General features: G+C 67.8%; 20 protein-coding genes, 1 tRNA gene and 1 pseudogene. 12 read left to right on the top strand and 10 right to left on the bottom strand.

Going from position 1 to position 24,438, the window contains the following annotated elements; all coding sequences use genetic code 11:
• Positions 1-12 precede the first annotated feature (12 nt).
• A complete protein-coding gene (locus tag ABZS54_RS05330; RefSeq protein ID WP_355531255.1) occupies positions 13-654 on the bottom strand; it encodes a phosphotransferase in 642 nt (213 codons plus the stop codon).
• 660 nt (positions 655-1,314) lie between these two features.
• Here ABZS54_RS05330 and ABZS54_RS05325 point away from each other — a divergent pair.
• The 6 genes and pseudogenes from ABZS54_RS05325 (at position 1,315) to ABZS54_RS05300 (ending at position 7,421) form a co-directional block, all read left to right on the top strand.
• Positions 1,315-2,571 carry a helix-turn-helix transcriptional regulator gene (locus tag ABZS54_RS05325; protein WP_355531253.1) on the top strand — a complete coding sequence of 419 codons (1,257 nt, stop codon included), beginning with the start codon at positions 1,315-1,317 and terminating at the stop codon, positions 2,569-2,571.
• A 14-nt stretch (positions 2,572-2,585) separates the two neighbouring features.
• On the top strand, positions 2,586-2,951 hold the full coding sequence (locus tag ABZS54_RS05320; protein WP_355531251.1) for a hypothetical protein: 366 nt from the start codon (positions 2,586-2,588) through the stop codon (positions 2,949-2,951).
• A gap of 790 nt (positions 2,952-3,741) precedes the next feature.
• A complete protein-coding gene (locus ABZS54_RS05315) occupies positions 3,742-4,419 on the top strand; it encodes a hypothetical protein (RefSeq protein WP_355531249.1) in 678 nt (225 codons plus the stop codon).
• Between the two features lie 408 nt (positions 4,420-4,827).
• Positions 4,828-5,040, top strand: coding sequence for a hypothetical protein (locus ABZS54_RS05310; protein ID WP_355531247.1), 213 nt, complete (start codon positions 4,828-4,830; stop codon positions 5,038-5,040).
• Between the two features lie 422 nt (positions 5,041-5,462).
• Positions 5,463-6,577: pseudogene (locus ABZS54_RS05305) on the top strand (replication initiator).
• Between the two features lie 382 nt (positions 6,578-6,959).
• On the top strand, positions 6,960-7,421 hold the full coding sequence (locus tag ABZS54_RS05300; protein ID WP_355531245.1) for a hypothetical protein: 462 nt from the start codon (positions 6,960-6,962) through the stop codon (positions 7,419-7,421).
• A gap of 86 nt (positions 7,422-7,507) precedes the next feature.
• On the opposite strand, the gene ABZS54_RS05295 is transcribed toward ABZS54_RS05300, so the two are convergent.
• The 9 genes from ABZS54_RS05295 to dnaA form a co-directional block, all read right to left on the bottom strand.
• A tRNA-Ile gene (locus tag ABZS54_RS05295) sits at positions 7,508-7,581 on the bottom strand.
• Positions 7,582-7,631: 50 nt separating this feature from the next.
• On the bottom strand, positions 7,632-8,057 hold the full coding sequence (locus tag ABZS54_RS05290) for a DUF3566 domain-containing protein (RefSeq protein WP_355531243.1): 426 nt from the start codon (positions 8,055-8,057) through the stop codon (positions 7,632-7,634).
• Between the two features lie 399 nt (positions 8,058-8,456).
• Positions 8,457-11,081 (bottom strand): DNA gyrase subunit A, encoded by a 2,625-nt coding sequence (gyrA, locus tag ABZS54_RS05285; RefSeq protein ID WP_355531241.1) that lies wholly within the window; start codon positions 11,079-11,081, stop codon positions 8,457-8,459.
• A gap of 82 nt (positions 11,082-11,163) precedes the next feature.
• Entirely contained in the window at positions 11,164-13,200 is a 2,037-nt protein-coding gene (gene gyrB / locus ABZS54_RS05280) for a DNA topoisomerase (ATP-hydrolyzing) subunit B (protein ID WP_355531239.1), read from the bottom strand.
• Positions 13,201-13,603: 403 nt separating this feature from the next.
• A complete protein-coding gene (locus ABZS54_RS05275; protein WP_355531237.1) occupies positions 13,604-14,131 on the bottom strand; it encodes a DciA family protein in 528 nt (175 codons plus the stop codon).
• Positions 14,124-15,266, bottom strand: coding sequence for a DNA replication/repair protein RecF (gene recF, locus ABZS54_RS05270; protein WP_355531235.1), 1,143 nt, complete (start codon positions 15,264-15,266; stop codon positions 14,124-14,126). Before recF ends, ABZS54_RS05275 begins: the two co-directional genes overlap by 8 nt.
• 19 nt (positions 15,267-15,285) lie before the next feature.
• Positions 15,286-16,227, bottom strand: a complete 942-nt coding sequence (gene gnd, locus ABZS54_RS05265; protein WP_355531233.1) for a phosphogluconate dehydrogenase (NAD(+)-dependent, decarboxylating) — start codon at positions 16,225-16,227, stop codon at positions 15,286-15,288.
• A 191-nt stretch (positions 16,228-16,418) separates the two neighbouring features.
• On the bottom strand, positions 16,419-17,552 hold the full coding sequence (dnaN, locus tag ABZS54_RS05260; RefSeq protein WP_355531231.1) for a DNA polymerase III subunit beta: 1,134 nt from the start codon (positions 17,550-17,552) through the stop codon (positions 16,419-16,421).
• Positions 17,553-18,395: 843 nt separating this feature from the next.
• A complete protein-coding gene (gene dnaA / locus ABZS54_RS05255; RefSeq protein ID WP_355531229.1) occupies positions 18,396-20,387 on the bottom strand; it encodes a chromosomal replication initiator protein DnaA in 1,992 nt (663 codons plus the stop codon).
• A gap of 350 nt (positions 20,388-20,737) precedes the next feature.
• Between dnaA and rpmH the strand changes: the two genes are divergently transcribed.
• From rpmH to rsmG, 6 genes are all read left to right on the top strand, one after another.
• On the top strand, positions 20,738-20,875 hold the full coding sequence (gene rpmH / locus ABZS54_RS05250; protein WP_010849920.1) for a 50S ribosomal protein L34: 138 nt from the start codon (positions 20,738-20,740) through the stop codon (positions 20,873-20,875).
• Between the two features lie 16 nt (positions 20,876-20,891).
• Positions 20,892-21,395, top strand: coding sequence for a ribonuclease P protein component (rnpA, locus tag ABZS54_RS05245; protein ID WP_355531227.1), 504 nt, complete (start codon positions 20,892-20,894; stop codon positions 21,393-21,395).
• Positions 21,392-21,736, top strand: a complete 345-nt coding sequence (gene yidD, locus ABZS54_RS05240) for a membrane protein insertion efficiency factor YidD (protein ID WP_355531225.1) — start codon at positions 21,392-21,394, stop codon at positions 21,734-21,736. The genes rnpA and yidD overlap by 4 nt, the downstream gene beginning before the upstream one ends.
• Positions 21,737-21,738: 2 nt before the next feature.
• Positions 21,739-22,905: a membrane protein insertase YidC gene (gene yidC / locus ABZS54_RS05235; protein ID WP_355531223.1), complete on the top strand. Its 1,167-nt coding sequence runs from the start codon at positions 21,739-21,741 to the stop codon at positions 22,903-22,905.
• A gap of 116 nt (positions 22,906-23,021) precedes the next feature.
• Positions 23,022-23,522, top strand: a complete 501-nt coding sequence (locus ABZS54_RS05230; protein ID WP_355531271.1) for a R3H domain-containing nucleic acid-binding protein — start codon at positions 23,022-23,024, stop codon at positions 23,520-23,522.
• A gap of 82 nt (positions 23,523-23,604) precedes the next feature.
• Positions 23,605-24,357, top strand: coding sequence for a 16S rRNA (guanine(527)-N(7))-methyltransferase RsmG (rsmG, locus tag ABZS54_RS05225; RefSeq protein WP_355531269.1), 753 nt, complete (start codon positions 23,605-23,607; stop codon positions 24,355-24,357).
• Positions 24,358-24,438 lie beyond the last annotated feature (81 nt).

The raw sequence follows: 24,438 nt of genomic DNA, 5'->3' as shown, positions 1-24,438 counted from the left end.
CAGCAGCCTCGGCTACCGCACGCCCGTCGAATACGAAGCCGCACTCGCAGCCTGACCACCACAACGAAGGTGTCCGTCAAAGCGGAGCAAGCTCACCCGGTCGTCCCGGGTGAGCATGTTCGCCGGGTGCAGATCGGAATGAACGAGGGTGTCCCCGTCAAGGAACGCGCCCCGTTCGAGCATCGCGAGCACCCCTATGTGCGCGCGCGCCCAGGGATCAAGATCGGTGGGCAACTTCGCATAGACGGCAGCCCAACCGGGAGCGGCGCCCCATCGGTCGGCGATCGAGTGCAGTGCGGCGGAGGGACACGGCGTCAACGCCTCAGCCATCGTGACGACCAGGTCGCCGATCACGTCCAAGTCGCCGGACGTCGGCGACAGCGACGGGTAGCGTCCGGGCACGTACTCGAACCCGAGCATGTGCCACCCGTCCTGCACGAAACTCCACAGCAGCGCCGGGGCAAGCGAGGCGGGCAGGAACGGCGCGACCGCGGCTTCGTTGCGGTGTGTCCACGCGTACGGGCGGTCCGCACGGACCCCCTTGCAGAACACCCGATGAACGAACCGGCCGATCCGGTCGCAGTACTCGGCGTAGTCGACCGTGTGGAGCACCCACGCGTGCCAACCGACGTCGATGAGGGCCGACGGAACCATGCGCGCCCTGGGGTCGGCCGCGCTGACCGTAAGGAACTCGGCGGTCCCGGTGACAATCCGGTCGGCGAGATCGGCGTCGATCTCGGGACGGTCCGCTCGGATGCGTGCTGTAAGCCTTGCGCGAACCGCGGCAGGGACGAGTACCCCTGTCGCAGCCTTCGGTGACAGCGTGCTTGTCATGCTCGTTCCACCCTTCGCCAGACTTCAATTGGTGTGGCGCGGGATCCGCCCGACAACCCGCAGGAGTCGAGCGGGTCCAATCAAAGGAGCCGCGTCATAGGACCGACGCAGCCAGGAGGTTGCTCAACCGCGGGCCCGCTCCGGCGCAGCTCAGGTTCCGCGCGGCAGGGGGCAGCTCGCGAGAGGACATCGGCATGGAGGCTCGGGAGTACCACCCCAAGGCATGGCGTAGCTCGTGAAGGTCTCAGGAGCACGTTCGTCGCTTCGGTTTCCGTCGGGCGTCAGTCGATAGACGAGGAGAGACATCTCGTGTCCCACGGGCAGCACCATCGGTCCCACATTGTGAACAACCGTCATGGCTTCAGCGAACCGTCTGGAGTTGGGCTTCTCCACCGCATCGAAGCGGCACTCTTGATGCACATCGGATGCACAGGCTGTGCCACCTGGTAGTTCACGGTGAGACAGGGGAAGGAGGCCCGCGTGGGCCTTTCAGATCGCCGCAAAGTCCTGGGCTACAGTCAGGAATCATTCGCACATGCACTCGGTGTCGACCGCACAACGGTGGGGCGCTGGGAACGGGGGGAAACCGCACCCCAACCTCAACTTCGGCCCAAAGCAGCCAAATTGCTGCAAGTGGATCTTGCCGGACTCGATGCTCTGGTGATCCCCTTACAGGCCGGTTCCGAGAGACCCACCGGGTCGCCGGCAGGCGACCGCCCCGGCCTGGAGAGCATTGAGGACATGATTCGACGCGACTTCCTGCGCGCGATAGCCGTGACAAGTGCCCTCGTAGGCCTCCCCGTTCAGAACGCCGAAGCACTCACAGAGGTGGCCCAGCGGGGCCGCACTACTGACTTCTTACAGATGAACGATCATCTGTGGCAGGTGTACCTGCGCGCCCGAGCCAAGGGATCGGTGCGCCCGATCGTGCGGGATCAGCTCTCCACGCTGAACAGTTCGCTGGACGGTGGGTCGACCGCCGAACTCCAGGGACTGTGTGGGGCTGCGGGTGATCTCTTCCAACTGGCCGGCGAACTCGCCTTCGACGGAGATCGCTACGCCGATGCTGCGGCCTCCTACACCCTGGCTGCGGTCGCCAGCAGGGAAGCGGGGTCCTTCGACCTGTGGGCGTGTGCGCTGGTGCGACACGCTTATGTCGAGCTGTACCAGCACCGCTACGGGCAAGCGGCCCGAACGCTGTCGGGCGCTGAGCAAGTCGCACGCCGCGGGGACAGTTCCCTCTCGACACGGCATTGGGTTGCCTGTGTCCAGGCTGAGGCCTACGCCGGTCTCGGCGAGATGGCAGCTTGCGAACGTGCGCTCGACAACGCGGAGCAAGTAGCCGAACTCGACGGCCCCGGCCACAACGGCGGTTGGCTTCGGTTCGATGGCTCCCGGCTCGCAGAAGAACGCGGTGCCCGCTACGTACAACTCGGGCACCTGGACCGGGCAGAGAACGTCCTGGTCGGCGCCTTGGCTCAAGGCGCGCTCGCACCGGGGCAATCCTTTCGGCGACGCGCGGCCGTACTGACGGACCTTGCAGCAATCGGTGCGAAGCGTCGAGACCCGGACCAAGTGGTGACCTACGGTCGGGAAGCTCTTCAGCTCGCCCGTGAGTCCTCGTCCGGATACGTCGCCCGTAGGCTCCAAGGGCTGTTGGGAGAGTTCGGTCAACCGGCTCACGACGGTCGCATTGCCGACCTGCAAGCCGAGATCATCGCACTGAACATGGCGTGACGAGAGGGGTAGACATGTCGAAGCACCACGGGGCACGACTGTTCCGCGAGACGTGGATCTCAAGCGTTCACAAGTACTTCCCCGGCGAACCGAAGCCGGGATACGTGACTCCTTGGGACGACACCCCGGAGTGGGAGCGCGAAGCCGCAGGCGCCGTCTTCGACCAGGTCCGTCAGTTCCTGGAAGTCAGTGCCGGTCACGCGACCAGGCTGACGCGTGAACAGAAGGGACGCTTCGTCGCGACCTGCTGGACGGCTCAGATGTTCAAGCACTTCGAGGACCCGAAGCCGGGCTACGTCGCGGACTGGTCGGATCTGCCGGAGTGGCAGCAGGAGACCGACTCCGACATCTTCGAAGCAATCGAAGGTTCCCAGAGCTAGTCAGAGCCCGTCGCCCTCTCTGATGACCTCAAGGGCGATTCCCGCGAACTCCGCAGCCTGAAGGCTGACGTCCCGCCCGGCTTGGGCCCCCTACGGAAGACGACCCACGGCCCCGGGCCCCGGTGTGCCGGGGCCCGGGGTGGCACACCGGGGTTTCGGCGCGCGGGTCACGCAACCCGAGCATCAAGGTGTGTCCTACGAAACCGCAGGGTCCTTGTCTTGGCCGAGGACAACTCGAGTCCTACGCAACGAGCGCGCCCCCGGTGTGGCCGAAGGCCACGGGTCGCCCCCAGGCGACTCGCAGCGAAGCTGCGAACCTGTCCTGCGGAAGTCAGCTTCACCACCAGCCGGTGCTCCTGGTCCTCATCGTGGTTTCGCGGTTCTTGGCCGTCGGCGCGGCTCCCGCTGGGGCGAAGCCTGGAGGCGGGAGGTGCGCCGACGGCTTAGTACCGCGCGGCCCCGCGTGCGGGGCCGCCTTGAACACGTAGAGAAAGTTTGAACGCATGCCGCTTTATCTCGGGTGCCGATTGAGCGTCAGCCATGTCAGGCAAGTACCCCTCGACCCACATGCCTGACGGATATCCGAGGGCTGTTCAGGCAAGTTGAGCAGGTACGTGACGTCTCGGCCTCTCCAACTTCTTTCAGATCCGAAAGAAATCGGTGACCTCGTTTCGACCGAAACGAGGTCACAAATCGGGCAGGTGGCGCTCCCCGCGGACAGGTACGCGGAGATACCGTGCTATGAACCCGGTCGTTGTCCGCAGCGCAGTGCGCGATAAGTTGCATCGCTGTGACAGTCAACTCTGCGGAGAACACTCCCCATTTCTCCGACAGCAGCCCGATATTCGTCGGCCAGGGCCGCACCGGCCGCAGGGTTGCCGACCTCGTGGCAGCCCTACTTCCACCCGCGATCCTGGTGGTGACGGGTCTGTTGGTGCGAGCCCGACTAATCGATGACGACTTCGTAGTTCTCAACATGGTCTCGCCCGCCCTCAGCGCTCTGACCTTCTACGCCGCACACGTGGGCTGGCACGCGCGGCTCCACGACGGCACCCTGATGTCCGTGCGCACCCTCACCGGGCGGCGCACTGTCGACCTCGCTCGGCTTACCAAAGTCGGCCGGGTCGAGGTGGTCGGCCAGGGCACCGACGACCAGCTGATCCTCACCGACGCCCACGGCGTGCGGGTCATCCTCAACAGACTCAAAGGCGGCCGTGACACCGTTGACGCCGCCGTGCGCAAGGTACTGCTACGCATGCCCGCCAATGCAGGCGTGACCGTTTCCGGACGCGCTGCGGAGCGTCTCAACATGGAAACGGAAGTGCTGCGCCAGCACGGCAGGTTCAAGGCCGGTCGCCGCATCCCGTTCCTGCTCATCTGCTTCGCGGCGCTGCTGTCGATGCCGGTGTACCTCGTGCTGGCGTTCGTCCTGACATTCGGCGGCTACCTGCTCGCAGGCATCTCCTGACCAGGCAAAGAAATCCCGGGCCGTTTCGAGTAACCCCAATATCACGCCCGGCCCCGGCCTCAGCGCACCCGCGCCCCGGCAGCGGCGCCGGCTCGATCGAGACGCTGCCCGTCCTCGCCGAACGGGAGTCCACGAAGTGTTTCGACCGAAACACCTTCCTGGGCCCTCAAGCAGTACTTGCCTAACTTGCCTGATATTGGATCATGTCGTCTGACCTGCGCGAAGTACCGTAGGCCACTCGATAATGAATCGGCAGCCGGAACCTGAGCTTCAGGTTTCTCAATGAATTTCGAGCCAACAGACCGGCGGCAAAGGCGGACAAGTCCACCCGCAATACTGGCGTTGAGGCCGTGCTGTGCGTTGACTGGCAGTTTTTTGCCAGTGAGCCGGATGACGGCTCATAGTCTCGTGATCACTGTCGATCGCCTCGAAGCCCTTATGTTGCGGGCCTGCCACATGGCCCGGGTGACAGCGAACCTGCTCGGGCATCACGATCTCGGCTGGACTGCCGTACAGCGCGAACTGGTCGCCGCTCAGCGGGTCGGCGCCCCCGACCTCGTGGCCGCCGCAACGTGGGACATGTGCGGTGTCTGGCTCCACGGGGCATCCATCGAAGGATGAGCCGGTGCTACCCGAGCCTCCCCGGCAAGAGACTCCCGACCCGCCCACCACTCCGCCGGTCGTCCTGCCGACCTCGAAGCCTGTGGTGCCCCCGTCGGGCAGTGAAATCGAACCTCCTCCGGCGCTCGTCCAAGCTGCGCGGCGACGGGCCCAAGACCATCACGCACGCACCGGCGACCCGATCGACACGGCCACGCTGAGGCAGAAGCTCGGTCTTCCCGTGGCCCTGGTCCTCGCCGTGCAAGCGCGGCTCGACGGCGACAAGGCCACAAGCCTCCCCATGGGCTGACCCTCTCCACTCCGGCCGGTGTGACCACTTCACGCCAAGTCCCTACCGGCTCCATGCCTCGTTCCGGTCGGGCGCGCCACACCCCAGGTCAACGCGCCCGCACCCTCTTCGTTCGGGAAGGAAACATCCACCGATGACAGCGCCTCGCCCCGTTGTCCCCCCTCTCGATGCCACACTCCAGACACTGATTTCACGGGCCGGCTCGGCGTCGTTCCCGACCTGGCTGGCCCAAGTCGAGCGCACCGGCGGATGCGCTCACCCGATCCGACTCACAGGTGAGTCCACAACTGTGGATAACGCGGGGGCGACGCTCCACCGCTTCTCGACCGACGAACAGCCAACGGGAAGCCTCCTGGTCGCCTGCGGAAATCGTCGCGCTGCCCCTCGTGCTCCGAGACCTACCGCGCGGACACCTTCCAGCTGATCCGCGCCGGGCTGACAGGCGGCAAGTCGGTGCCGGAGTCGGTGCGCTCCCACACCAGGGCCTTTGTGACCCTGACGGCACCCTCGTTCGGCCCCGTCCACAACCGCGCCAAAACCCCTGCGGGCAATCAACTCGCCTGCCGGTGCGGCAAGCACCATCCCGATGACGACCCCGCGCTTGGGGCGCCTCTCCACTCCGGCACGTACGACTACCTGAGCGCGGTCCTCTGGAATGCCCACTCCGACAAGCTCTGGGCCCGCTTCACGACCCTGGTGCGTCGTTGACTCGCGGCAATGGGAGGCCTGACCCAACGCGAACTCCCCGCTGTCGTGCGAGTGTCTTTCGCCAAAGTCGGCGAGTATCAGCGGCGCGGTTCGATCCACTTCCACGCCGTGATTCGCTTGGACGGCCCCTTGACGGGCTCGGCGGTCGTGACCGAACCACCATCGTGGGCAACTGCTGACGTGCTCGCCGATGCTGTCCGCACAGCTGCCCGCGGGGCGCGTCTGCGATCGCCGTTCGAAGGCGTCGGACCCCGTGAATATCGCTGGGGCGAACAGCTCGACATCCGCCCCATCTCGGAACTCGGCTCCGGCGAACTCACTGATCGAGCCGTGGCCGGATATGTAGCCAAGTACGCCACCAAAGGCGCTGAGGTCGCCGGAACCATCGACCGCTCACTCTGCTGTCGTCGGTGCTCGGGCGTCGGGTCGCTGGTCCGTGCCGACGGAGCGCCCCCGTGCCACAGCTGCGACGGGTCGGGGCCTCGCGCAACCGATCGAGGCTCTCGCACATCGGTGCGCACCGACTGGCGGGCCGAATAAGTCCGCAGTCTTCACGGCCTTCCGGACCCCTGGGACGGCTCCACGCTCGTTGTTGGCCGCTGGACCTGCGCCGGGTCCGGACATGCGCCCGGAGAGACGCTCCTGGCCGCCGGCGTGCGCCGAGATCTCGACCTCAATCGTCGGACGGCGAAAGAGGAGATCGCTGCGGAGCGTGCAGCTTGAGCGCTGACGAACTGACCGCCCGCATCGAAGACCTAACGCGGATTCTGTCCGCCCTCATCGCCTCCTCCGGCACCGCACCCGTGGGTGCGCTCCTGACCGCCGACGAACTGAGCGATCGATTCAGGATCCCTGCTCGCACCCTCCGAGACATGGCCAGTAGACGGCTTCCTCGGAACGGTGGGTAACGCTGCCCCCGAGCATGGCCGTGCTCTATGAACTGCTGCTCGACAGCCACGACCATGAGTTTGTCTTCACCGCGCCGGAAGGCGGCGGGCTCTACCGGGGCCACTTCCGCGAACGGTTCTGGCGCCCGGCCTGGGACGGCGTCGATGCGGACGATCCCGATTCACCGGCTCATCGACTGCCCATCCTTCAGTGGTTCACGTTCCACGAAGGGCGACACACGCAGTCGACGTGGCTTGCCGACGATGACGTGCCGGAAGTCGCCCGGCGGGCTCGCCTCGGTCACAAGATGCCGGGCATAGCGCGGGTCTACGAACACGTGACGCCGGAAATGGAGCAGCGCGTATCCGACGTCCTTGAAGCTCGCTGGGACGGCTCGCTCCTGGCGCTCGACGCGAACGAACGGGAAACGCTCGTCGGTCTGCTTCCGCACCTGGGGCCGGTGATTGCCGACCTGGAGGAGAACCAAGCGGCCTGATCCGGATTCCCCTGAATCTCCCCTAAGTTGATCAAGGGCCCTTCCCCAAGACACGGGGAAGGGCCCTTGATCTGCACTTATGAGAGTGGGCCTAACAGGACTTGAACCTGTGGCCTCTTCCTTATCAGGGAAGCGCTCTAACCGTCTGAGCTATAGGCCCGCGTGCGTGCTCAGAGAGCGTACCGCACCGCTTGCCCGCCTCCAAAATCGTTAGTCCTCCTCGGCCAGCGTGACCTCGATGCCACCCGTGAACGACGCGGTGAGGTTGTAGAGGAATGCTCCGAGCGTGGCCAGCGCGGTCACCAGGATGACGTCGACGATGGCCACGATGCCGCTGAAGAAGAGGGTGTTCTTCAGGGACAGGAAGTGCTGGAGGTCGAAGCCGCCGTTGTTCTCCGACTGGGTCGCCTCCTTGACCGTGTCACCGACCGAGGTGAACACGCCCAAGCCGTCCAGCACCAGCCACAACACGCTCACCGCGACCATCAGCACCACACCCAGTGCCAGGGACAGCAGGAACCCGACCTTCATCACCGACCACGGGTCCACCCGCGCCGCCCGCAGCCGGGCCCGCCGGCTGCGCGCGATCGGTGGTCGGACCTGCGCCTCCGGCCCGGTCCGCCCTTGCTGCGCCATGGGCTGCCCCACTCGGTGAGCGGTCGACGGGACTCCGCCGGCCGGGGTGCCCCGGGTCGGGCGCGGCGAGGTGATCGTGCCGCCGCCCGTCGGGCGGGCGGCGGCCTTGCTGCCGTTGACCGCGGCCGGCGGCCGCTCCGTACCCTCGCCCGCCGCTGCCGCGGGCGGGAAGGGGGACGCGAACGGAGTGGGCGCCGAAGGACGCGGCGGGCGAGCCGCCGCGTCCCCGGTGGACCCGGCTCCGTGCGCGGGGGGTGGGGCTGCCGGCTTCGGCGGCACCGGCCCCGTGGGGGGTGGTGCCGCCTCGCTGCGGCTCGTGCTGTCAGCGCGCCCGCCGGCCCGACCCCGGTCGGCGCGCTCGCCTCTCCCGCCGGCCGACTTCCGGTCTGTGCTCACGCGTCACCCTTCCTGCCCGCCGGGCACGACCTCCCCTTCGACGGTGGAGGTCGGCTCGTGCGTGCCATCGGCCGCACCGGCTTCGGCCCCGTCGACCTCAGGGTCGATCTCGGCCTCGGGCTCAGGTTCGGCGTTACGTGCGATGCCGACAACGGCGTCGCCCTTACCCAGGTTGATCAGCTGCACACCCATCGTGTCACGTCCGGTGTGCCGGACACCCGCGGCGCGGGTGCGGATCACTCCACCGCCGAGCGTGATGGCGAGGATTTCATCCGTGTCGTCCACGACGAGCGCCCCGACGAGTGAACCTCGGTCCTCGACGATCTTGGCGGCCTTGATACCGAGGCCCCCACGTCCCTGGACGCGATACTCGTCCACACTGGTTCGCTTCGCGAAGCCCCCATCGGTGGCGGTGAACACGAAAGTACCCTCGCGCACCACGTTCATCGACAGCAGTTCGTCACCTTCGCGGAAGCTCATCCCCTTTACCCCGGACGTCGCCCGACCCATCGGCCGCAGCGTCTCGTCCGTGGCGGTGAACCGGATCGACTGCGCCTTCTTGCTCACGAGCAGCAGGTCGTCGTCGGCGGAGACCAGTTCGGCGCCGATCACCTCATCGTCGTCACCGGCCTCGTCCGAGCGCAGGTTGATCGCGATCACGCCGGCCGCGCGGTTGGTGTCGTACTCCTTGAGCGCGGTCTTCTTCACCAGACCGGCCTTGGTCGCCAGCACCAGGTACGGCGCGACCTCGTAGTCGCGCAGGTCGAGCACCTGGGCGATCTTCTCGTCCGGCTGGAACGCGAGCAGGTTCGCCACGTGTTGTCCACGCGCGTCGCGACCGGTGTCAGGCAGTTCGTACGCCTTCGCCCGATAGACCCGGCCCTTGTTGGTGAAGAACAGGATCCAGTGGTGCGTGGTGGTCACGAAGAAGTGGTCGACGATGTCGTCCTGCTTCAGCTGCGCACCGCGCACCCCCTTGCCGCCGCGCTTTTGCGAGCGGTACAGGTCGGTCCGGGTGCGCTTGACGTAGCCGCCGCGCGTGATGGTGATGACGATGTCCTCTTCGGCGATCAGGTCCTCGATGGACATGTCACCGTCGAAGGGCACCAGCGCGCTGCGCCGGTCGTCGCCGAACTTGTCGACGATCGCGGCCAGTTCTTCGCTGATGATCTGGCGCTGCCGGTCCGGCGAGGCCAGGATCGCCTGGTAGTCGGTGATCTTCGCCATCAGCTCGTCGTGCTCGGCGGTGATCTTCTGGTGCTCCAGAGCGGCCAGCCGGCGAAGCTGCATCTCCAGGATCGCGTTGGCCTGGATCTCGTCGATCTCCAGGAGCCCGATCAGGCCCGTACGCGCCTCGTCGACCGTGTTCGAGGCCCGGATCAGCGCGATGACCTCCTCGATCGCGTCCAGGGCCTTGAGTAGACCACGCAGAATGTGGGCGCGCTCCTCGGCCTTGCGCAGCCGGAAGCGGGTCCGCCGGACGATCACCTCGATCTGGTGCTCCACCCAGTTGCGGATGAAGAGGTCGATCGAGAGCGTGCGCGGGACGCCGTCCACCAGCGCGAGCATGTTCGCGCCGAAGGTGTCCTGCAGCTGGGTGTGCTTGTACAGGTTGTTCAGCACGACCTTGGCCACCGCGTCGCGCTTGAGCACGATCACCAGGCGCTGGCCGGTACGCGATGAGGTCTCGTCGCGGACGTCGGCGATGCCGCCGATCTTGCCGTCCTTGACCAGGTCGGCGATCTTCTGCGCGAGGTTGTCCGGGTTGACCTGGTAGGGCAGTTCGGTGACCACCAGGCACTGCCGGTTCTGGATCTCCTCGACCTCGACCACCGCGCGCATGGTGATCGAGCCGCGGCCGGTGCGGTACGCGTCCTCGATCCCGCGACGGCCGACGACGAGCGCACCGCTGGGGAAGTCCGGGCCCTTGATCCGCTCGATCAGGGCGTCCTGGAGTTCTTCCGCCGTGACGTCCGGGTTCTGCAGGAACCACTGCGCGCCCGACGCGACCTCGCGCAGGTTGTGCGGCGGGATGTTGGTCGCCATGCCGACCGCGATACCCGCGGAGCCGTTGACGAGCAGGTTCGGGAAGCGGGCCGGCAGGACCGTCGGCTCCTGGTTGCGGCCGTCGTAGTTGTCCTGGAGATCGACGGTGTCCTCGTCGATGTCCCGGAGCATCTCCATGGACAGCCACTTGAGCTTGCACTCGGTGTACCGCATGGCCGCGGCGGGGTCGTTGCCCGGCGAGCCGAAGTTGCCGTTGCTGTCCACCAGCGGCATCCGCATCGACCACGGCTGGGCCAACCGGACCAGCGCGTCGTAGATCGAGGTGTCGCCGTGCGGGTGGTAGGTGCCCATCACGTCGCCGACGACGCGGGCGCACTTGTAGAAGCCCTTCTCGGGCCGGTAGCCGCCGTCGTACATCGCGTAGAGCACGCGACGGTGCACCGGCTTGAGGCCGTCGCGCACGTCGGGCAGGGCGCGCGAGACGATCACGCTCATCGCGTAGTCGAGGTAGCTGCGCTGCATCTCGGTTTCGAGCCCGACGGGCTCGATCCGCAGACCGCCGGTGCTGTTCACCGCGTCCGCCGGGTCGCCTGCGGGCGCCGGGGTGTTCTCTTCGGCCATTGCTGGTCAAAGTCCTTTCGAGGTGTGGCGTGGGGCCGACTCGGAGGTGGACATCCGCGCTGCCGCGAAGTCCCCCGGCTGGTCAGATGTCCAGGAACCTGACGTCCTTGGCGTTTCGCTGGATGAAGGAGCGGCGGGCCTCGACGTCCTCGCCCATGAGCACCGAGAACAGTTCGTCGGCCTGGGCCGCGTCGTCGAGCGTGACCTGGCCCAGGACCCGGTGGTCGATGTCCATCGTGGTCACCCGAAGCTCCTCGGCGTTCATCTCGCCGAGGCCCTTGAAGCGCTGGATCGAGTCGTCCTTCGCGCGCTTGCCGGCCTGCCGCCCGAGTTCGAGCAGCGCGTCGCGCTCGCGGTCCGAGTACGCGTACTCGAAGTCGTCCCGGCTCCACTTGATCTTGTAGAGCGGCGGCCGGGACAGGTACACGTGACCCGCCTCGACCAGCGGACGCATGAAGCGGAACAGGAAGGTCAGCAGCAGGGTGTTGATGTGCTGGCCGTCGACGTCGGCGTCCGCCATCAAGATGATCTTGTGATAGCGGAGCTTCTCGATGTCGAAGTCCTCGTGCACACCGGTGCCGAAGGCCGAGATGAGCGCCTGGACCTCGGTGTTCTGCAGGATCTTGTCGATCCTGGCCTTCTCGACGTTCAGGATCTTGCCGCGAATGGGCAGGATCGCCTGGTACATCGGGTCGCGGCCGGACTTGGCCGAGCCACCGGCCGAGTCGCCCTCGACGATGAAGATCTCGCACTTGGACGGGTCGTTGCTCTGGCAGTCGCTCAGCTTGCCGGGCAGCGACGCGGTCTCCAGCAGGCCCTTGCGCCGGGTCAGGTCGCGCGCCTTGCGGGCGGCCATCCGCGCGGTCGCGGCCTGGATCGACTTGCGGATGATGTCCGCGGCCTCACTGGGGTTGCGGTCGAGCCAGTCGGTGAGGTGCTCGTGCACGACCCGCTGCACGAAGGTCTTGGCCTCGGTGTTGCCCAGCTTGTCCTTGGTCTGACCCTCGAACTGGGGGTCGCCGAGCTTGACCGAGATGATCGCGGTCAGACCCTCGCGGATGTCCTCGCCGGCGAGGTTCTCGTCCTTCTCCTTGAGCAGCTTCTTCTCGCGCGCGTAGCGGTTGATCAACGCGGTCAGCGCGGACCGGAAGCCCTCTTCGTGGGTGCCGCCGCCGTGCGTGTGGATCGTGTTCGCGTAGCTGTGCACGCCCTCGGTGTACTGCGAGTTCCACTGCATCGCGACTTCCACGGCGATGGACCGGGTCTTGTCCTCGGCCTCGATGTCGATCACCGACGGGTGCACCAGCTCGCCCTTGCGCGAGTTGAGGTATCGCACGAAGTCGGCGATGCCACCCTCGTAGTGGTACGTGACCGTGAGCTGCTCGCCCTTCTCGTCCACGTGGTCCGGGCGCTCGTCGTTGAGCGAGATGGTCAGGCCCCTGTTGAGGAAGGCCATCTCCTGGAAGCGCCGGGAGAGCGTCTCGAACGAGTAGACCGTGGTCTCGAAGATGTCCGGGTCGGCCCAGAAGGTGACCGTGGTGCCCGTCTCGGTGGTCGCCTCGTGCCGCTCCAGCGGGGCGGTGGGCGCGCCCAGCTTGTAGTCCTGCGTCCAGCGGTAGCCGTCGCGGCGGATGTCCACCGCCAGGCGCGAGGACAGCGCGTTGACCACGGAGACGCCGACGCCGTGCAGACCGCCGGAGACCGCGTAGCCGCCGCCACCGAACTTGCCGCCCGCGTGCAGGATGGTCAGCACGACCTCGACGGCGGGCTTCTTCTCCACCGGGTGCATGTCGACCGGGATGCCACGCCCGTTGTCGACCACGCGCACGCCGCCGTCGGCGAGGATCGTCGCCTCGATGTGCGTCGCGTATCCGGCGAGTGCCTCGTCGACCGAGTTGTCGACGACCTCCTGGACGAGGTGGTGCAGGCCGCGCTCACCGGTGGAACCGATGTACATGCCCGGGCGCTTCCGGACCGCGTCGAGGCCCTCCAGGACCTGGATGTCACTCGCGCCGTACGACGACGAGTCGAGCGCGGCAGGGGTTTCCGGCGAGCCGGCCACGTCATTCTCCTTGGGGTTGCCGGAATCGGCCACGAAGCGCCCTTTCTGGCACAGCACGGCTCCCTGCCCAGGAGCAGGATCGGCAGGGTGTGTCGAACGGCAGGCAGCCGGCCCGACACGCCCCCGGGCACGGAGCCGCGGAAGTCGAAACAGGATCCGCATGAGCGGTATTGCTGGTTCAGTCTACCGGTCGGGGCGACACAAAGATGGGTTCCCAAGGGCCCTGTGTCCGCGTGTGGCGCCCTGATGTGCCCTGTCGCATGTCCCCCTACTTGCCCCCGGGTCCCGAATCGCTCTCATGGCTGTCCACGCGGCGCGGGCGACTCGGACGGTAACAGCGTGTCAGACCGGTATGACACCGGACACATCGCCCCCGCGGTCCGGCCGATCGGAGCCGACGCGCATCCGAAAGGCCACCCGGGGGCACACCCGGGCCGCACCGAGCGTGGCCGAAAACCGGCTACGGCCGCGCGCGCCACTGGCCCCGGCGGCGCTCCTGCGCCGGGCCGACGACCCGAATGAAGGTGACGGTGCCGTCGCCCAGCTCCTGATTGAGGCGGGCGAGCAGTTTCGGCGCGAGCCAGCGCACGTGAGTCGCGTAGTTGTCGGATTCGGCGCGGACCACCAGTTCGCCGTCCTCGAAGCGCTCCGGGCGACAGTTGGCCGCCATCGCCGGGCCGACGATTTCCGGCCAGCGCTGAAGCACGCCGTGCACCGCCGTCGGGGTCTGCCAGCCGCGCTCGGTGACCAGGCGTCCCATGATCTGCCGCAGCGGCTGGGGGTCGCGGTCGTCGGGTCCCGAACCACTGCGTTTCAAGCCACGGCGGGCCTGAGTCTGGTCCTGCCGAAGATCTTGGCGGGTCCGGGCCTGGGCGCGGGCCTGGGTCAGCGCCGCGCGGGCCAGATCGATCCCGCGGGTCGGCTCGACGGGCGGCTGCCCGGCCCGCCCGGGGCCGCCGGCGGGCGGGGTGTGGGCCTCGTCACTCATGCTCGACCCTCCGCACCTCACCCGCGGCGACGTCGTAGCGCGCACCCGCGAGCGCGGGCGGCACATCCTCGGCCACCGCAGCCGTGACCAGCACCTGTTCGCCGTGCGCGACCATCTCGGCGAGCCGCGCGCGGCGCGTGACGTCGAGTTCGGCGAACACGTCGTCGAGCACCAGCACCGGCTCGCCGCCGTCCGCGCGCAGCAGTTCGTAGGAGCCCAGCCGCAGCGCCAGCGCGTACGACCAGGACTCGCCGTGGCTGGCGTAGCCCTTGGCGGGCAACGGGCCCAGACGCAGCACGAGATCGTCGCGGTGCGGGCCGACCAGCGTCTGACCGCGCTCGACCTCGGCCGCCCGACCGGCCGCGATCGCCGACGTGAGCACCGCGTGGATGCCGGCCCGGTCGGTGGGCAGCGGGTCCTCCGACATCGAACTGCGGTAGTCCAGCACGATCGGTCCACCGCCTGTGGACAACGCGTCGTAGGCCTTGTCCACCAGCGGTTGCAGCGCGGCGACCAAATCGAGCCGGGCGAAGGTGAGTTCGGCACCCGCGGCGGCCAGATGCTCATCCCACACGTCCAGCGTGCTCAGCGCACCGCTGCGCCCGCCGCCCGCCCGCCGGGCCAGCGCCGCGGTGCGCAGCAGCGTGTTGCGCTGCTTGAGCACCCGGTCGTAGTCCTGGCGCACGCCGAGCAGGCGCGGGGTGCGCGCGGTCAGCAACTCGTCCAGGAACCTGCGGCGTTCGCCCGGGTCGCCCTTGACCAGGGCCAGGTCCTCCGGCGCGAACAAAACGGTGCGCAGCAGGCCGAGCAGGTCGCGCGGCCGGGTCGCGGGCGAGCGGTTGATCCGGGCCCGATTGGCCTTGCCGGGGTTGATCTCCAACTCGGCCAGCGCGCTGCGGCCGTCCTCGCGGACGATGCTCGCGCGAACGTACGCCCGCTCGGCGCCGAGCCGGACCAGGGGTGCGTCCGAGGCGACCCGGTGGCTGCCGAGCGTGGCCAGATAGCCGATCGCCTCGACGAGGTTGGTCTTGCCCTGGCCGTTGGGTCCCACGAACGCGGTCACGCCCGGTTCGAGGGGGACCTCGACCCGGGCGTACGACCGATAGTCGACGAGTGACAGGTGCGCTACATGCATGGGCGGGCGGGCCGATTGCTCAGCCCGCGTCGGCCTCCTTCGGCGGCGTGGTGTCGGCGCCCGGGGCGTCGGCCCCCTTGTGCGTCGACGCGGCGGTGACCGCGTGCCCGCCGAACTGGTTGCGCAGCGCGGCGATCATCTTCATCTGCGGCGAGTCGTCCTGACGGGACGCGAAGCGGGCGAACAGCGACGCGGTGATCGCGGGCAGCGGGACGGCGTGGTCGATCGCCGCCTCCACGGTCCAACGACCCTCGCCGGAGTCCTCCGCGTAGCCGCGCAGGCTCTCCAAGTGCTCGTCGTCGTCCATCGCGCGCACGGCCAGGTCGAGCAGCCACGAGCGGATGACGGTGCCCTCCTGCCAGCTGCGGAACACCTCGCGGACGTCGGTGACCACGTCGGCGGCCTCCAGCAGTTCCCAGCCCTCGGCGTAGGCCTGCATGAGCGCGTACTCGATGCCGTTGTGCACCATCTTCGCGAAGTGCCCGGCGCCGACCCGGCCCGCGTGCACGAAGCCCGCCGGGCCCTCGGGCTTGAGGGCGTCGAAGATCGGCTGGACCTTCTCGATGTTCGCGGCGTCGCCGCCGCACATCAGCGCATAGCCGTTGTCGCGACCCCAAACGCCGCCGGAGACACCGCAGTCGACGAAGCCGATGTTCTTCTCGGCCAGCGCCTCGGCGTGCTTGATGTCGTCCGTCCAGCGCGAGTTGCCGCCGTCGACGAGCACGTCACCGGGAGACAGCAGTTCGCCGAGCTCGTCGACGGTGGCCTGGGTCGGCGCGCCCGCGGGCACCATCACCCACACCACCCGCGGCGTCGGGAGTGCGTCCACAAGTTCCTTGAGGCTGTGCACATCCGCGATCTCCGCGTTGCGGTCGTAGCCCACCACCGTGTGGCCCGCGCGCCGCAGACGCTCGCGCATGTTGCCACCCATCTTGCCGAGGCCGACGAGTCCGAGCTGCATCCTGAAATCCTTCGTTCGCTGCTGCGATGCCGGGTGGGGCACCGCCGAGGCCGCTTCCGCACCCCTTGTGGGGGCTTTTCACCGCGTCGACGGTACGCGGGTAGCGGTTGCCCGTGCTGCTGCGGGGTCATGCGTGGCGGACGCCTTCGAACCCGAGTACGGATTCGGCCCGGTTCGGCCGCGAGCCCGGTTCAGCCGGAGAGGCGCACCGGCATGATCAGGTAGCGGTACTCGTCGGTGGCCTCGGCCTCGACATCCGGCTTGCCGGTCATCACGGCCGGCTTCGTGGACGTGGTGAAGGAGATCTGGGCGACCGGGGAACCGATCGCGCTGAGCCCTTCGAGCAGGAACGTCGGGTTGAAGGCGATCGAGATCTCCTCGCCCTCCAGCGTCGCGTCGATCGCCTCGGAGGCCTGCGCCTCGTCGCCGGAACCGGCTTCGAGCACCAGTCGACCGTCGGAGAAGGACAGCCGCACCGGGGTGTTCCGCTCGGCGACCAGGGACACGCGCTTGACCGCGTCCACGAACGGCGCGGTCTCCACCGTCGCGACGGTCTCCGACTGCTCCGGGAACAGCGCGCGGTACTTGGGGAATTCGCCTTCGAGTAGGCGGGTGGTGGTGCGCCGGCCGGCACCCTCGAAGCCGATCATGCCCTCGCCGAGCTTGTCCCCGGACAGCGCGATCTGCACGCTGTCGCCCTGGGTCAGCGACTTGGCGGTGTCGTTGAGGGTCTTGGCGGGCACCAGGGCCACCGCCGAGGAGAGGCCGTCGGCCTCGGGCTTCCAGTGGAACTGACGGACGGCGAGCCGGTATCGGTCGGTGGCGGCGAGGGTGACCAGGTCGCCCTCGATCTCGACCCGGACACCGGTCAGCATCGGCAGCGTGTCGTCGCGGCCGGCCGCGATGGCCACCTGGGCCACGGCGGCCGCGAAGACGTCGCCCTCCACGGATCCCGCGGCGGTGGGCATGTCCGGCAGTGCCGGGTAGTCCTCCACCGGGAGGGTGGGCAGGGTGAACCGCGCGCTGCCGCAGACCACGGTCACCTTGGCGCCGTCGGTGGACACCTCGACGGGGCGGTTCGGCAGGCTCTTGGAGATGTCGGCGAGCAGTCGCCCGGACACCAGCACCCGGCCCGGCTCGTCGATCTCGGCCTCGACGCCGCCGCGGGCAGAGACCTCGTAGTCGAAGCTGGACAGCGTCAGTCGCTGGTCCGCGGCTTCCAGGAGCAGTCCGGCGAGGACGGGAACCGCCGGCCGCGCCGGGAGACTGCGCGCGGTCCACGCCACCGCATCAGCGAGAACGTCACGCTCGACCCGGAACTTCACCGGTTCACCGCCTCCTGCCGTTGCCGGCCGTCTGTCTGTCGTGTGTCTGCCGTTCGTTCGTTCGGCATCGGTGGCGGGCCGTCGGGGCCTACCACCGGGACACAGTCTGACGCACCGCGCCGACAGCCCGCGCAGCCCCCGGCAAACCCGCAGTCCACAGATTCGGGCCGACCCGACCATTTTCCGTGGATCTCTCTTGAACTACGTGTGGTCGTAGTAGTAGGGGGTGTGGATACCGTGGATAACCGATATCTGCGCAGGTCAGGGCCGGTTTTTTGTCCACTTCGAGGTGTGGGTGAACCCGTGGATAAACCCCCTGTGTCTGTGGATGCCCAAATCGGCTCCACAGACCGTCCCCAGGGGTACCCGTACTTGTCCCCAGTCAATCCCCAGGTAGATGGCCACTTGTCCCCACCCTCTGCGGACGTCACTCGGCTCGGGATTCACCGTAAGGGGTGAAACCGGCCCGACTGTGGACAGATCCGTGGACAACCTGGGGACAAGCTCGGGATTTCGGTGGACGGGACGTGGACAACCAGACAACACGGTGGTGGACGGGATGCGACGGAAAAGTTATCCACAGTCTGTGGAGGAATCAACTCCACATCACCACAGGAACCTGACCTGCCGGCTCGCCGGCTTTTTCCCCAAGTTCCTCAAGCCATTGTGGGGAACTCGGCGGCCGGCGCGTCATCCCCATGGTGTGGATGTCCGAGTCGGCGTCACTCGGTGGATAACCAGGCCTCGATTCGGTCGATGTGTCGAAGGTCACATCGAACATACGAAGGCCGGCGGCCCCAAAGGGGAACGCCGGCCGGCTCTCAGCGGTGATCGGGTGCCGTTTCAGCTCTTGATGCGGTTCGTCAACTCGGTCACCTGGTTGTAGATCGAGCGCCGTTCGGCCATCAACGAGCGGATCTTGCGGTCCGCGTGCATCACCGTCGTGTGGTCGCGCCCGCCGAACTGGGCGCCGATCTTGGGCAGCGACAGATCGGTCAGCTCGCGGCACAGATACATTGCGATCTGGCGCGCGGTGACCAACACCCGACTGCGCGAGGTGCCGCACAGGTCCTCGACCGACAGGCCGAAGTAGGCGGCGGTGTGCGCCATGATCGTGGTCGCCGTGATCTCGGGTCCCGCGCTGTCCGGGATCAGGTCCTTGAGCACGATCTCGGTGAGCTGCAGGTCCACCGGCTGGCGATTCAGGCTGGCGAACGCGGTCACCCGGATCAGCGCGCCCTCAAGCTCGCGGATGTTGCGGGAGATCTTGCTGGCGATGTACTCCAGCACGTCCGGCGGCGCGTTGAGCCCCTCCTGGATCGCCTTCTTGCGCAGGATCGCGATCCGGGTCTCCAACTCGGGCGGCTGGACGTCGGTCAACAGGCCCCACTCGAAGCGGTTGCGCAGTCGGTCCTCCAGCGTCACCAGCTGCTTGGGCGGCCGGTCGGAGGAGATGACGATCTGCTTGTTCGCGTTGTGCAGCGTATTGAAGGTGTGGAAGAACTCCTCCTGCGTCTGCTCCTTGGTCTCCAGGAACTGGATGTCGTCCACGAGCAGAACATCGACATCTCGATAACGCCGCCGGAAACCGTCGGCCTTGCCGTCGCGGATCGAGTTGATGAATTCGTTGGTGAACTCCTCCGAGCTCACGTAGCGCACTCGGGTGCCCGGATAAAGGCTCTTCGCGTAGTGCCCGATCGCGTGCAGCAGGTGCGTCTTGCCCAGCCCCGACTCGCCGTAGATGAACAGCGGGTTGTACGCCTTCGCGGGCGCCTCGGCGACCGCCACCGCGGCCGCGTGCGCGAACCGGTTGCTGGAGCCGATGACGAACGTCTCGAAGAGGTACTTGGGATTCAGTCGGGCGGCCGGCTCGTGCTCCACCACGCCGTGCTCGCGCCCGGTGCCAGGCCGGGCCAGCCGCAGCGGTCGCCCACCGGGTACGTCGGCAGGTGGCGCCGGCGGGGACTGGTGCGGCGGCGGAGCCTGCTGTGGGGGTTGCGAGGCACCCGGCGACTGGTCTCTGTCGCCGGGTTGATGTGTCGAATTATCCACAAAGCTGTGGACGGAAGGTGTGGAAAAGCCGGGCGGCCCGAACAAGTCCTCGCGATCCGCAAAAAGGGTCCCGTCGGAGGGTGGAATTCCCGGGTGATCCGACGACCCCGGATTACCCCCGTAGCCGTATTGATCACGAGAATCGCGCGGATCCCGCGGATCGCGGGCGTCCCGGGACTCGCGCGGTTCCCGAGGATCACGCAGATCGCGCTGCTCACGGGCGTCGCGCGCATCCCGGGGGTCCCTGGGGTCGCGCTGCTCACGCGGGTCGCGCGGGTCGCGCTGATCCCGGTACGGTCCGGGCGCGTAGCGTTCGTGCGGGTAGTCCTGCTGATACGGCGGCTCGGCGTAGGGATCGCGGTCCTGGCGGTACGGCTGCTGGCCGTACGGCTCCTGGGGATAGCCGTCGCGGCCGTAGCGGTCGCCGCCATAGGAGGAGCGACCGTAGGGGCCGGGGTTGTAGTCGTCGTGCCGGGCCGAACGGTCGTGCCGCTCGGGCACCGGCTCCGGTTCCCCCGCACCCGGCTCGACACTGACCGCGAACCGGATCGGCCGCCCGAAACCGTGGCTCAACGCGTCCGTCACCACTTGGCGGAGCCGGGTCTCCAGGACTTCCTTGGCGAACTCGTTCGGCACCGCGAGCAGCGCGGTGTCGGAGAAGAGGGTCAGCGGCTGTGTCCGCTGGAGCCATCCCTTGTCCTTGGCCGTGACCGAGTCGTCGGTGGCCAGTCGTTCCAGGAACCGTGCCCAGACTGCGGCGAGGTCGCTGGTGATGTCAGCCACAGTGCACGCTCTTTCATTGCATCGACGCAGGTCTCGGGAGGGCTCCCAGTGTCCCGGACCCCGGGAGCGAGCGCTCCGGTCCGACCCACCTGTTCACGGTAGTGGCGCACGGTGGCCTGCTCAACCCGTTGTCCACAGGCTGTGTATAGCCTGTCCGAGACCACGTTTGCGCAGGTGGGCGACGTGCCCCGGATCCCCCATTTGACCCCGTCGCCTGTTGGTACGTACCGTGGGCCGGTCTAGTTGTCTGACGACCGCTGCCGCATGTCCGAGATCATGTCGATGCGGACGTACGGTGGTGGCCGGCGGTCTTTTCTGCCGGCCCACGATTCAAATCCTGGAGCCCCCGAGTGAGCAAGCGCACCTTCCAGCCGAACAACCGTCGCCGGGCGAAGACCCACGGGTTCCGGCTGCGCATGCGCACCCGTGCCGGTCGCGCCATCCTTGCTGCCCGCCGCCGCAAGGGCCGCGCGGAGCTTTCCGCCTGAGTTCGCGGATCTCTCCGTGCTGCCTGCCGATAACCGGCTGAGGCGGCGCGAGGACTTCGCGATCGCGGTTCGCCGCGGGCGTCGAGCCGGCCGTCCGAATCTGGTCGTCCACCTGCATCGCCAGGAGACGAGCGGACTCGTGACGTCCGAACGCACCCCGGCGACCGCGCAGCCGTCCGAGCCGGACACCCTGCGCCAATCTGTGGCAGAGGACCCGCACGCGGATGTGGAGCACGCTCCACCGCCGCGTGCGGGTTTCGTCGTGAGCAAGGCTGTCGGCCCCGCGGTTGTCCGTAACGTCGTCAAGCGTCGGCTACGCCACCTCATACACGATCGGATGGCCCTGCTTCCGGCAGGTAGCCTGGTCGTGGTACGGGCATTGCCACCCGCAGCCCAGGCGGACCATTCCGCCCTGGCACGGGATCTGGACGCAGCGTTCGACCGGCTTCTGGGCCGGGCCGGGCGCACTGCCGCGGTTCGAGCGGATGGGCCCGCGGCCAAGCCGGGAGCGACGGCGTGAAGTACCTGTTCATGGGGTTCATTCGGGTCTATCAGTGGACGATCAGCCCGATGCTGGGGCCGGTGTGTCGCTTCTACCCGTCGTGCTCGCATTATGGGTACGAGGCGATGTCCGTGCATGGCGCCGTCAAAGGCACCTACCTCACCGTGTGGCGCATCCTGCGCTGCAACCCCTGGAACTCTGGCGGTGTCGATCCTGTGCCGCCGCGCACACGCCGACCGTGGCGACTCCCCGAGCGGAAGTCGCGCTCGGAGTCGGAGCCGCACGAGCGGCAGCAGACGTCCAGCACCGGCCGTACCGAGCCCGCGCCCGGTGCGAACACCACCGCCCGAGGAGCTTGACCGTGGGGATTCTTAACCCCCTATATACCGCCGTCTCGTGGATCATCGTCCAGTTCCACTCGTTGTTCACCCCGATCTTCGGCAAGAACAGCGGTTGGTCCTGGGGCCTGTCCATCGTCTGCCTCGTGGTCGTCATCCGGATCTGCCTGATCCCGCTCTTCGTGAAGCAGATCAAGGCGACCCGTGGACTCCAGGCGCTGCAGCCGCGGATCAAGGAGGTCCAGAAGCGGTACAAGGACGACCGTGAGCGTCAGTCCCAAGAAATGATGAAGCTCTACAAGGAGACGGGTACCAACCCGCTCTCGAGCTGCCTTCCGATCCTGGTCCAGTCGCCCTTCTTCTTCGCCCTGTTCCATGTACTGCAGCGGGTCTCGCAGAACAAGACGGTCGGCGTGATCGACCGCGACCTGGTGAACAGCGCCCAGCAGGCGCACATCTTCGGCGCGCCGATCGCCGCGAAGTTCACCGACTCGGCGGCCAAGATCGCCAGCCTCGGGGCCGACGTGACCACCGTGCGGGTCGTCACCGTCGTGATGATCATCCTGATGTCCGGGTCGCAGTTCTTCACGCAGCGCCAGCTGATGACGAAGAACACCGACCCCGCTTCGCTCGTGGGCAACCCGTTCGCGAAGCAGCAGAAGCTGATGATGTACGCGTTCCCGATCATGTTCGCGGTCTTCGGCATCAACTTCCCCGTCGGTGTGCTCCTCTACTGGCTCACCACCAACGTGTGGACGATGGGTCAGCAGCTCTTCGTGATCAACCGCAACCCCACGCCCGGCAGCCCGGCGTTCAAGGTGCGGCAGGAGAAGCTCTCGGAGAAGGCGCGCAAGGAGGGCAAGGTGCTGCTTCCCGACGGCAAGCTGATGGACGCCGCGGAGTACGAGGCCCAGCAGGCCGAGCTGAAGGCCCAGGCCGCACGGCGCCAGCAGCCCACCAGGCTCACCAAGTCGCAGCGCAAGGCCCGCGCCCGGGAGGACGCGGACGCGACCGGCGGGGACGCCGAGGAGGCCGTGGAGAGCGGCACGGCGGCGAGCAACGGCACGTCCGGCGGCGCCCGCTCGAACGGCTCGGTGAAGGGCTCGACCGCGCGGACACCGCACTCCGGTGCGCGCAACGCCGGCCCGCGCAAGCAGACCCAGAGCCGGAAGCACCCGAGGAAGAAGTGACCACCCTCGACGGGCCGGCCGCCCACTCCACCGACTCGCTCACTCGTCCACAAAGGAGTTCCCCTGTGACGGAAGGCACGACCCCCGCCGTCGACTCACCCGCCGCCTCGCGTCGGATCACGCTCACCGCGGAGGAGATCAGCCGTCTGGAGCAGGAGGGTGAGATCGCCGCGGACTACCTGGAGGCCCTGCTCGACATCGCCGACCTCGACGGCGACATCGACATGGACGTGGAAGGCGGGCGCGCGTCGGTCTCGGTGATCGCCGGCGACGAAAGCGAATCCTCCGGTGCCGACCTCAAGCGGCTCGTCGGTCGCGACGGCGAGGTCCTGGAAGCACTCCAGGAGCTGACCCGGCTGGCCGTGCACCGCGAGACCGGCGAACGCAGCCGGCTGATGCTCGACGTGGACGGCTTCCGTGCCGCCAAGCGGGCGAACCTGGCGGAGATCGCCACCGAGGCGGTGGAAGAGGTCAAGGCGGCGGGTACCTCCCTCAAGCTGAAGCCGATGACCCCGTTCGAGCGCAAGGTCGTGCACGACACCGTCGCGGAGGCCGGACTGCGCAGCGAGTCGGAGGGCGAGGAGCCCAATCGCTGCGTCGTTGTCCTGCCCGCCTGATCGGATCCAAGGATCCGTTTCCGCAAACCGTCGCGCCGGCCCCACCTGCATCACGGGTGGGGCCGGCGCCGTTCCTGGGATGATGTTCCACGTGAAACGTCAGGACGACACGACCCCCGACCCGCCGGCGGACGAGCGCGCGCCCGAGGCGCCGGAGGCGGCAAGCCGCCTCTTCGGTGCCAACCTGGACCGCGCGATCCGTTATGCCGATCTGCTGGCCGGGCCCGGTGTACGCCGGGGCATGGTCGGCCCACGCGAAGTCGGCCGGCTCTGGGAGCGGCACCTGCTCAACTGCGGGGTGGTCGCCGAATTGATCGCGGAGAACGCGATCGTGCACGACGTCGGTTCGGGTGGTGGCCTGCCGGGTATCCCGCTCGCGCTGGTCCGACCGGATCTGCGGATCACCCTCGTCGAGCCGTTGCTGCGGCGCACCACGTTCCTCGACGAGGTGGTCCAGGAGCTCGGCCTCGACAACGTCGAGGTGCTGCGCGGGCGCGCCGAGGAACTGCGCGGCCGTACCTCCGCTGACGTGGTCACCGCACGTGCGGTGGCGCCGTTGGCCAAGCTGGCCGGGTGGGGCCTGCCACTGCTCGGCTCGGGTGGCGAGATGCTCGCGCTCAAGGGCGACTCGGCGGCCGAGGAACTGCTGGAGTCCGAGGCGGACTTGCGCAAGCTCGGCGCGGTGTCCTGGACGGTCGCTCATGCGGGCGCCGGGATCGTGGACCCGTTGACGACCGTCGTTCGGGTACGGATCGGCACGGTCGTGGCCAAGGAGTCCAAGGCGGCGAAGGCGCGTCGGGCCGCGAAGGCGACCAGGCGGCGTCCCACGAAGTAGCACGCATCCGGGTTGGGCCGGACGGCTGAAACGCCGTTCCTGCCCGCTCGGGGTGTGTCGTGAGCGCCGTGTGATCGCCGC

The organism is Embleya sp. NPDC005575 (assembly GCF_040605455.1).
Taxonomy (GTDB): Bacteria; Actinomycetota; Actinomycetes; order Streptomycetales; family Streptomycetaceae; genus Embleya.
The sequence above is the reverse complement of the archived record's forward strand: the minus strand, read 5'-3'. Positions and strand labels throughout refer to the sequence as shown.

Coding starts and splice junctions, on each gene's coding strand:
- gnd (WP_355531233.1), bottom strand. CDS start 16,227: ATGCAGCTCGGACTCGTCGGCCTCGGCAAGATGGGTGGCAACATGCGC.
- ABZS54_RS05320 (WP_355531251.1), top strand. CDS start 2,586: ATGTCGAAGCACCACGGGGCACGACTGTTCCGCGAGACGTGGATCTCA.
- recF (WP_355531235.1), bottom strand. CDS start 15,266: ATGCATGTAGCGCACCTGTCACTCGTCGACTATCGGTCGTACGCCCGG.
- ABZS54_RS05290 (WP_355531243.1), bottom strand. CDS start 8,057: ATGGCGCAGCAAGGGCGGACCGGGCCGGAGGCGCAGGTCCGACCACCG.
- ABZS54_RS05275 (WP_355531237.1), bottom strand. CDS start 14,131: ATGAGTGACGAGGCCCACACCCCGCCCGCCGGCGGCCCCGGGCGGGCC.
- ABZS54_RS05330 (WP_355531255.1), bottom strand. CDS start 654: ATGGTTCCGTCGGCCCTCATCGACGTCGGTTGGCACGCGTGGGTGCTC.
- gyrA (WP_355531241.1), bottom strand. CDS start 11,081: ATGGCCGAAGAGAACACCCCGGCGCCCGCAGGCGACCCGGCGGACGCG.
- rsmG (WP_355531269.1), top strand. CDS start 23,605: ATGTTCCACGTGAAACGTCAGGACGACACGACCCCCGACCCGCCGGCG.
- ABZS54_RS05300 (WP_355531245.1), top strand. CDS start 6,960: ATGGCCGTGCTCTATGAACTGCTGCTCGACAGCCACGACCATGAGTTT.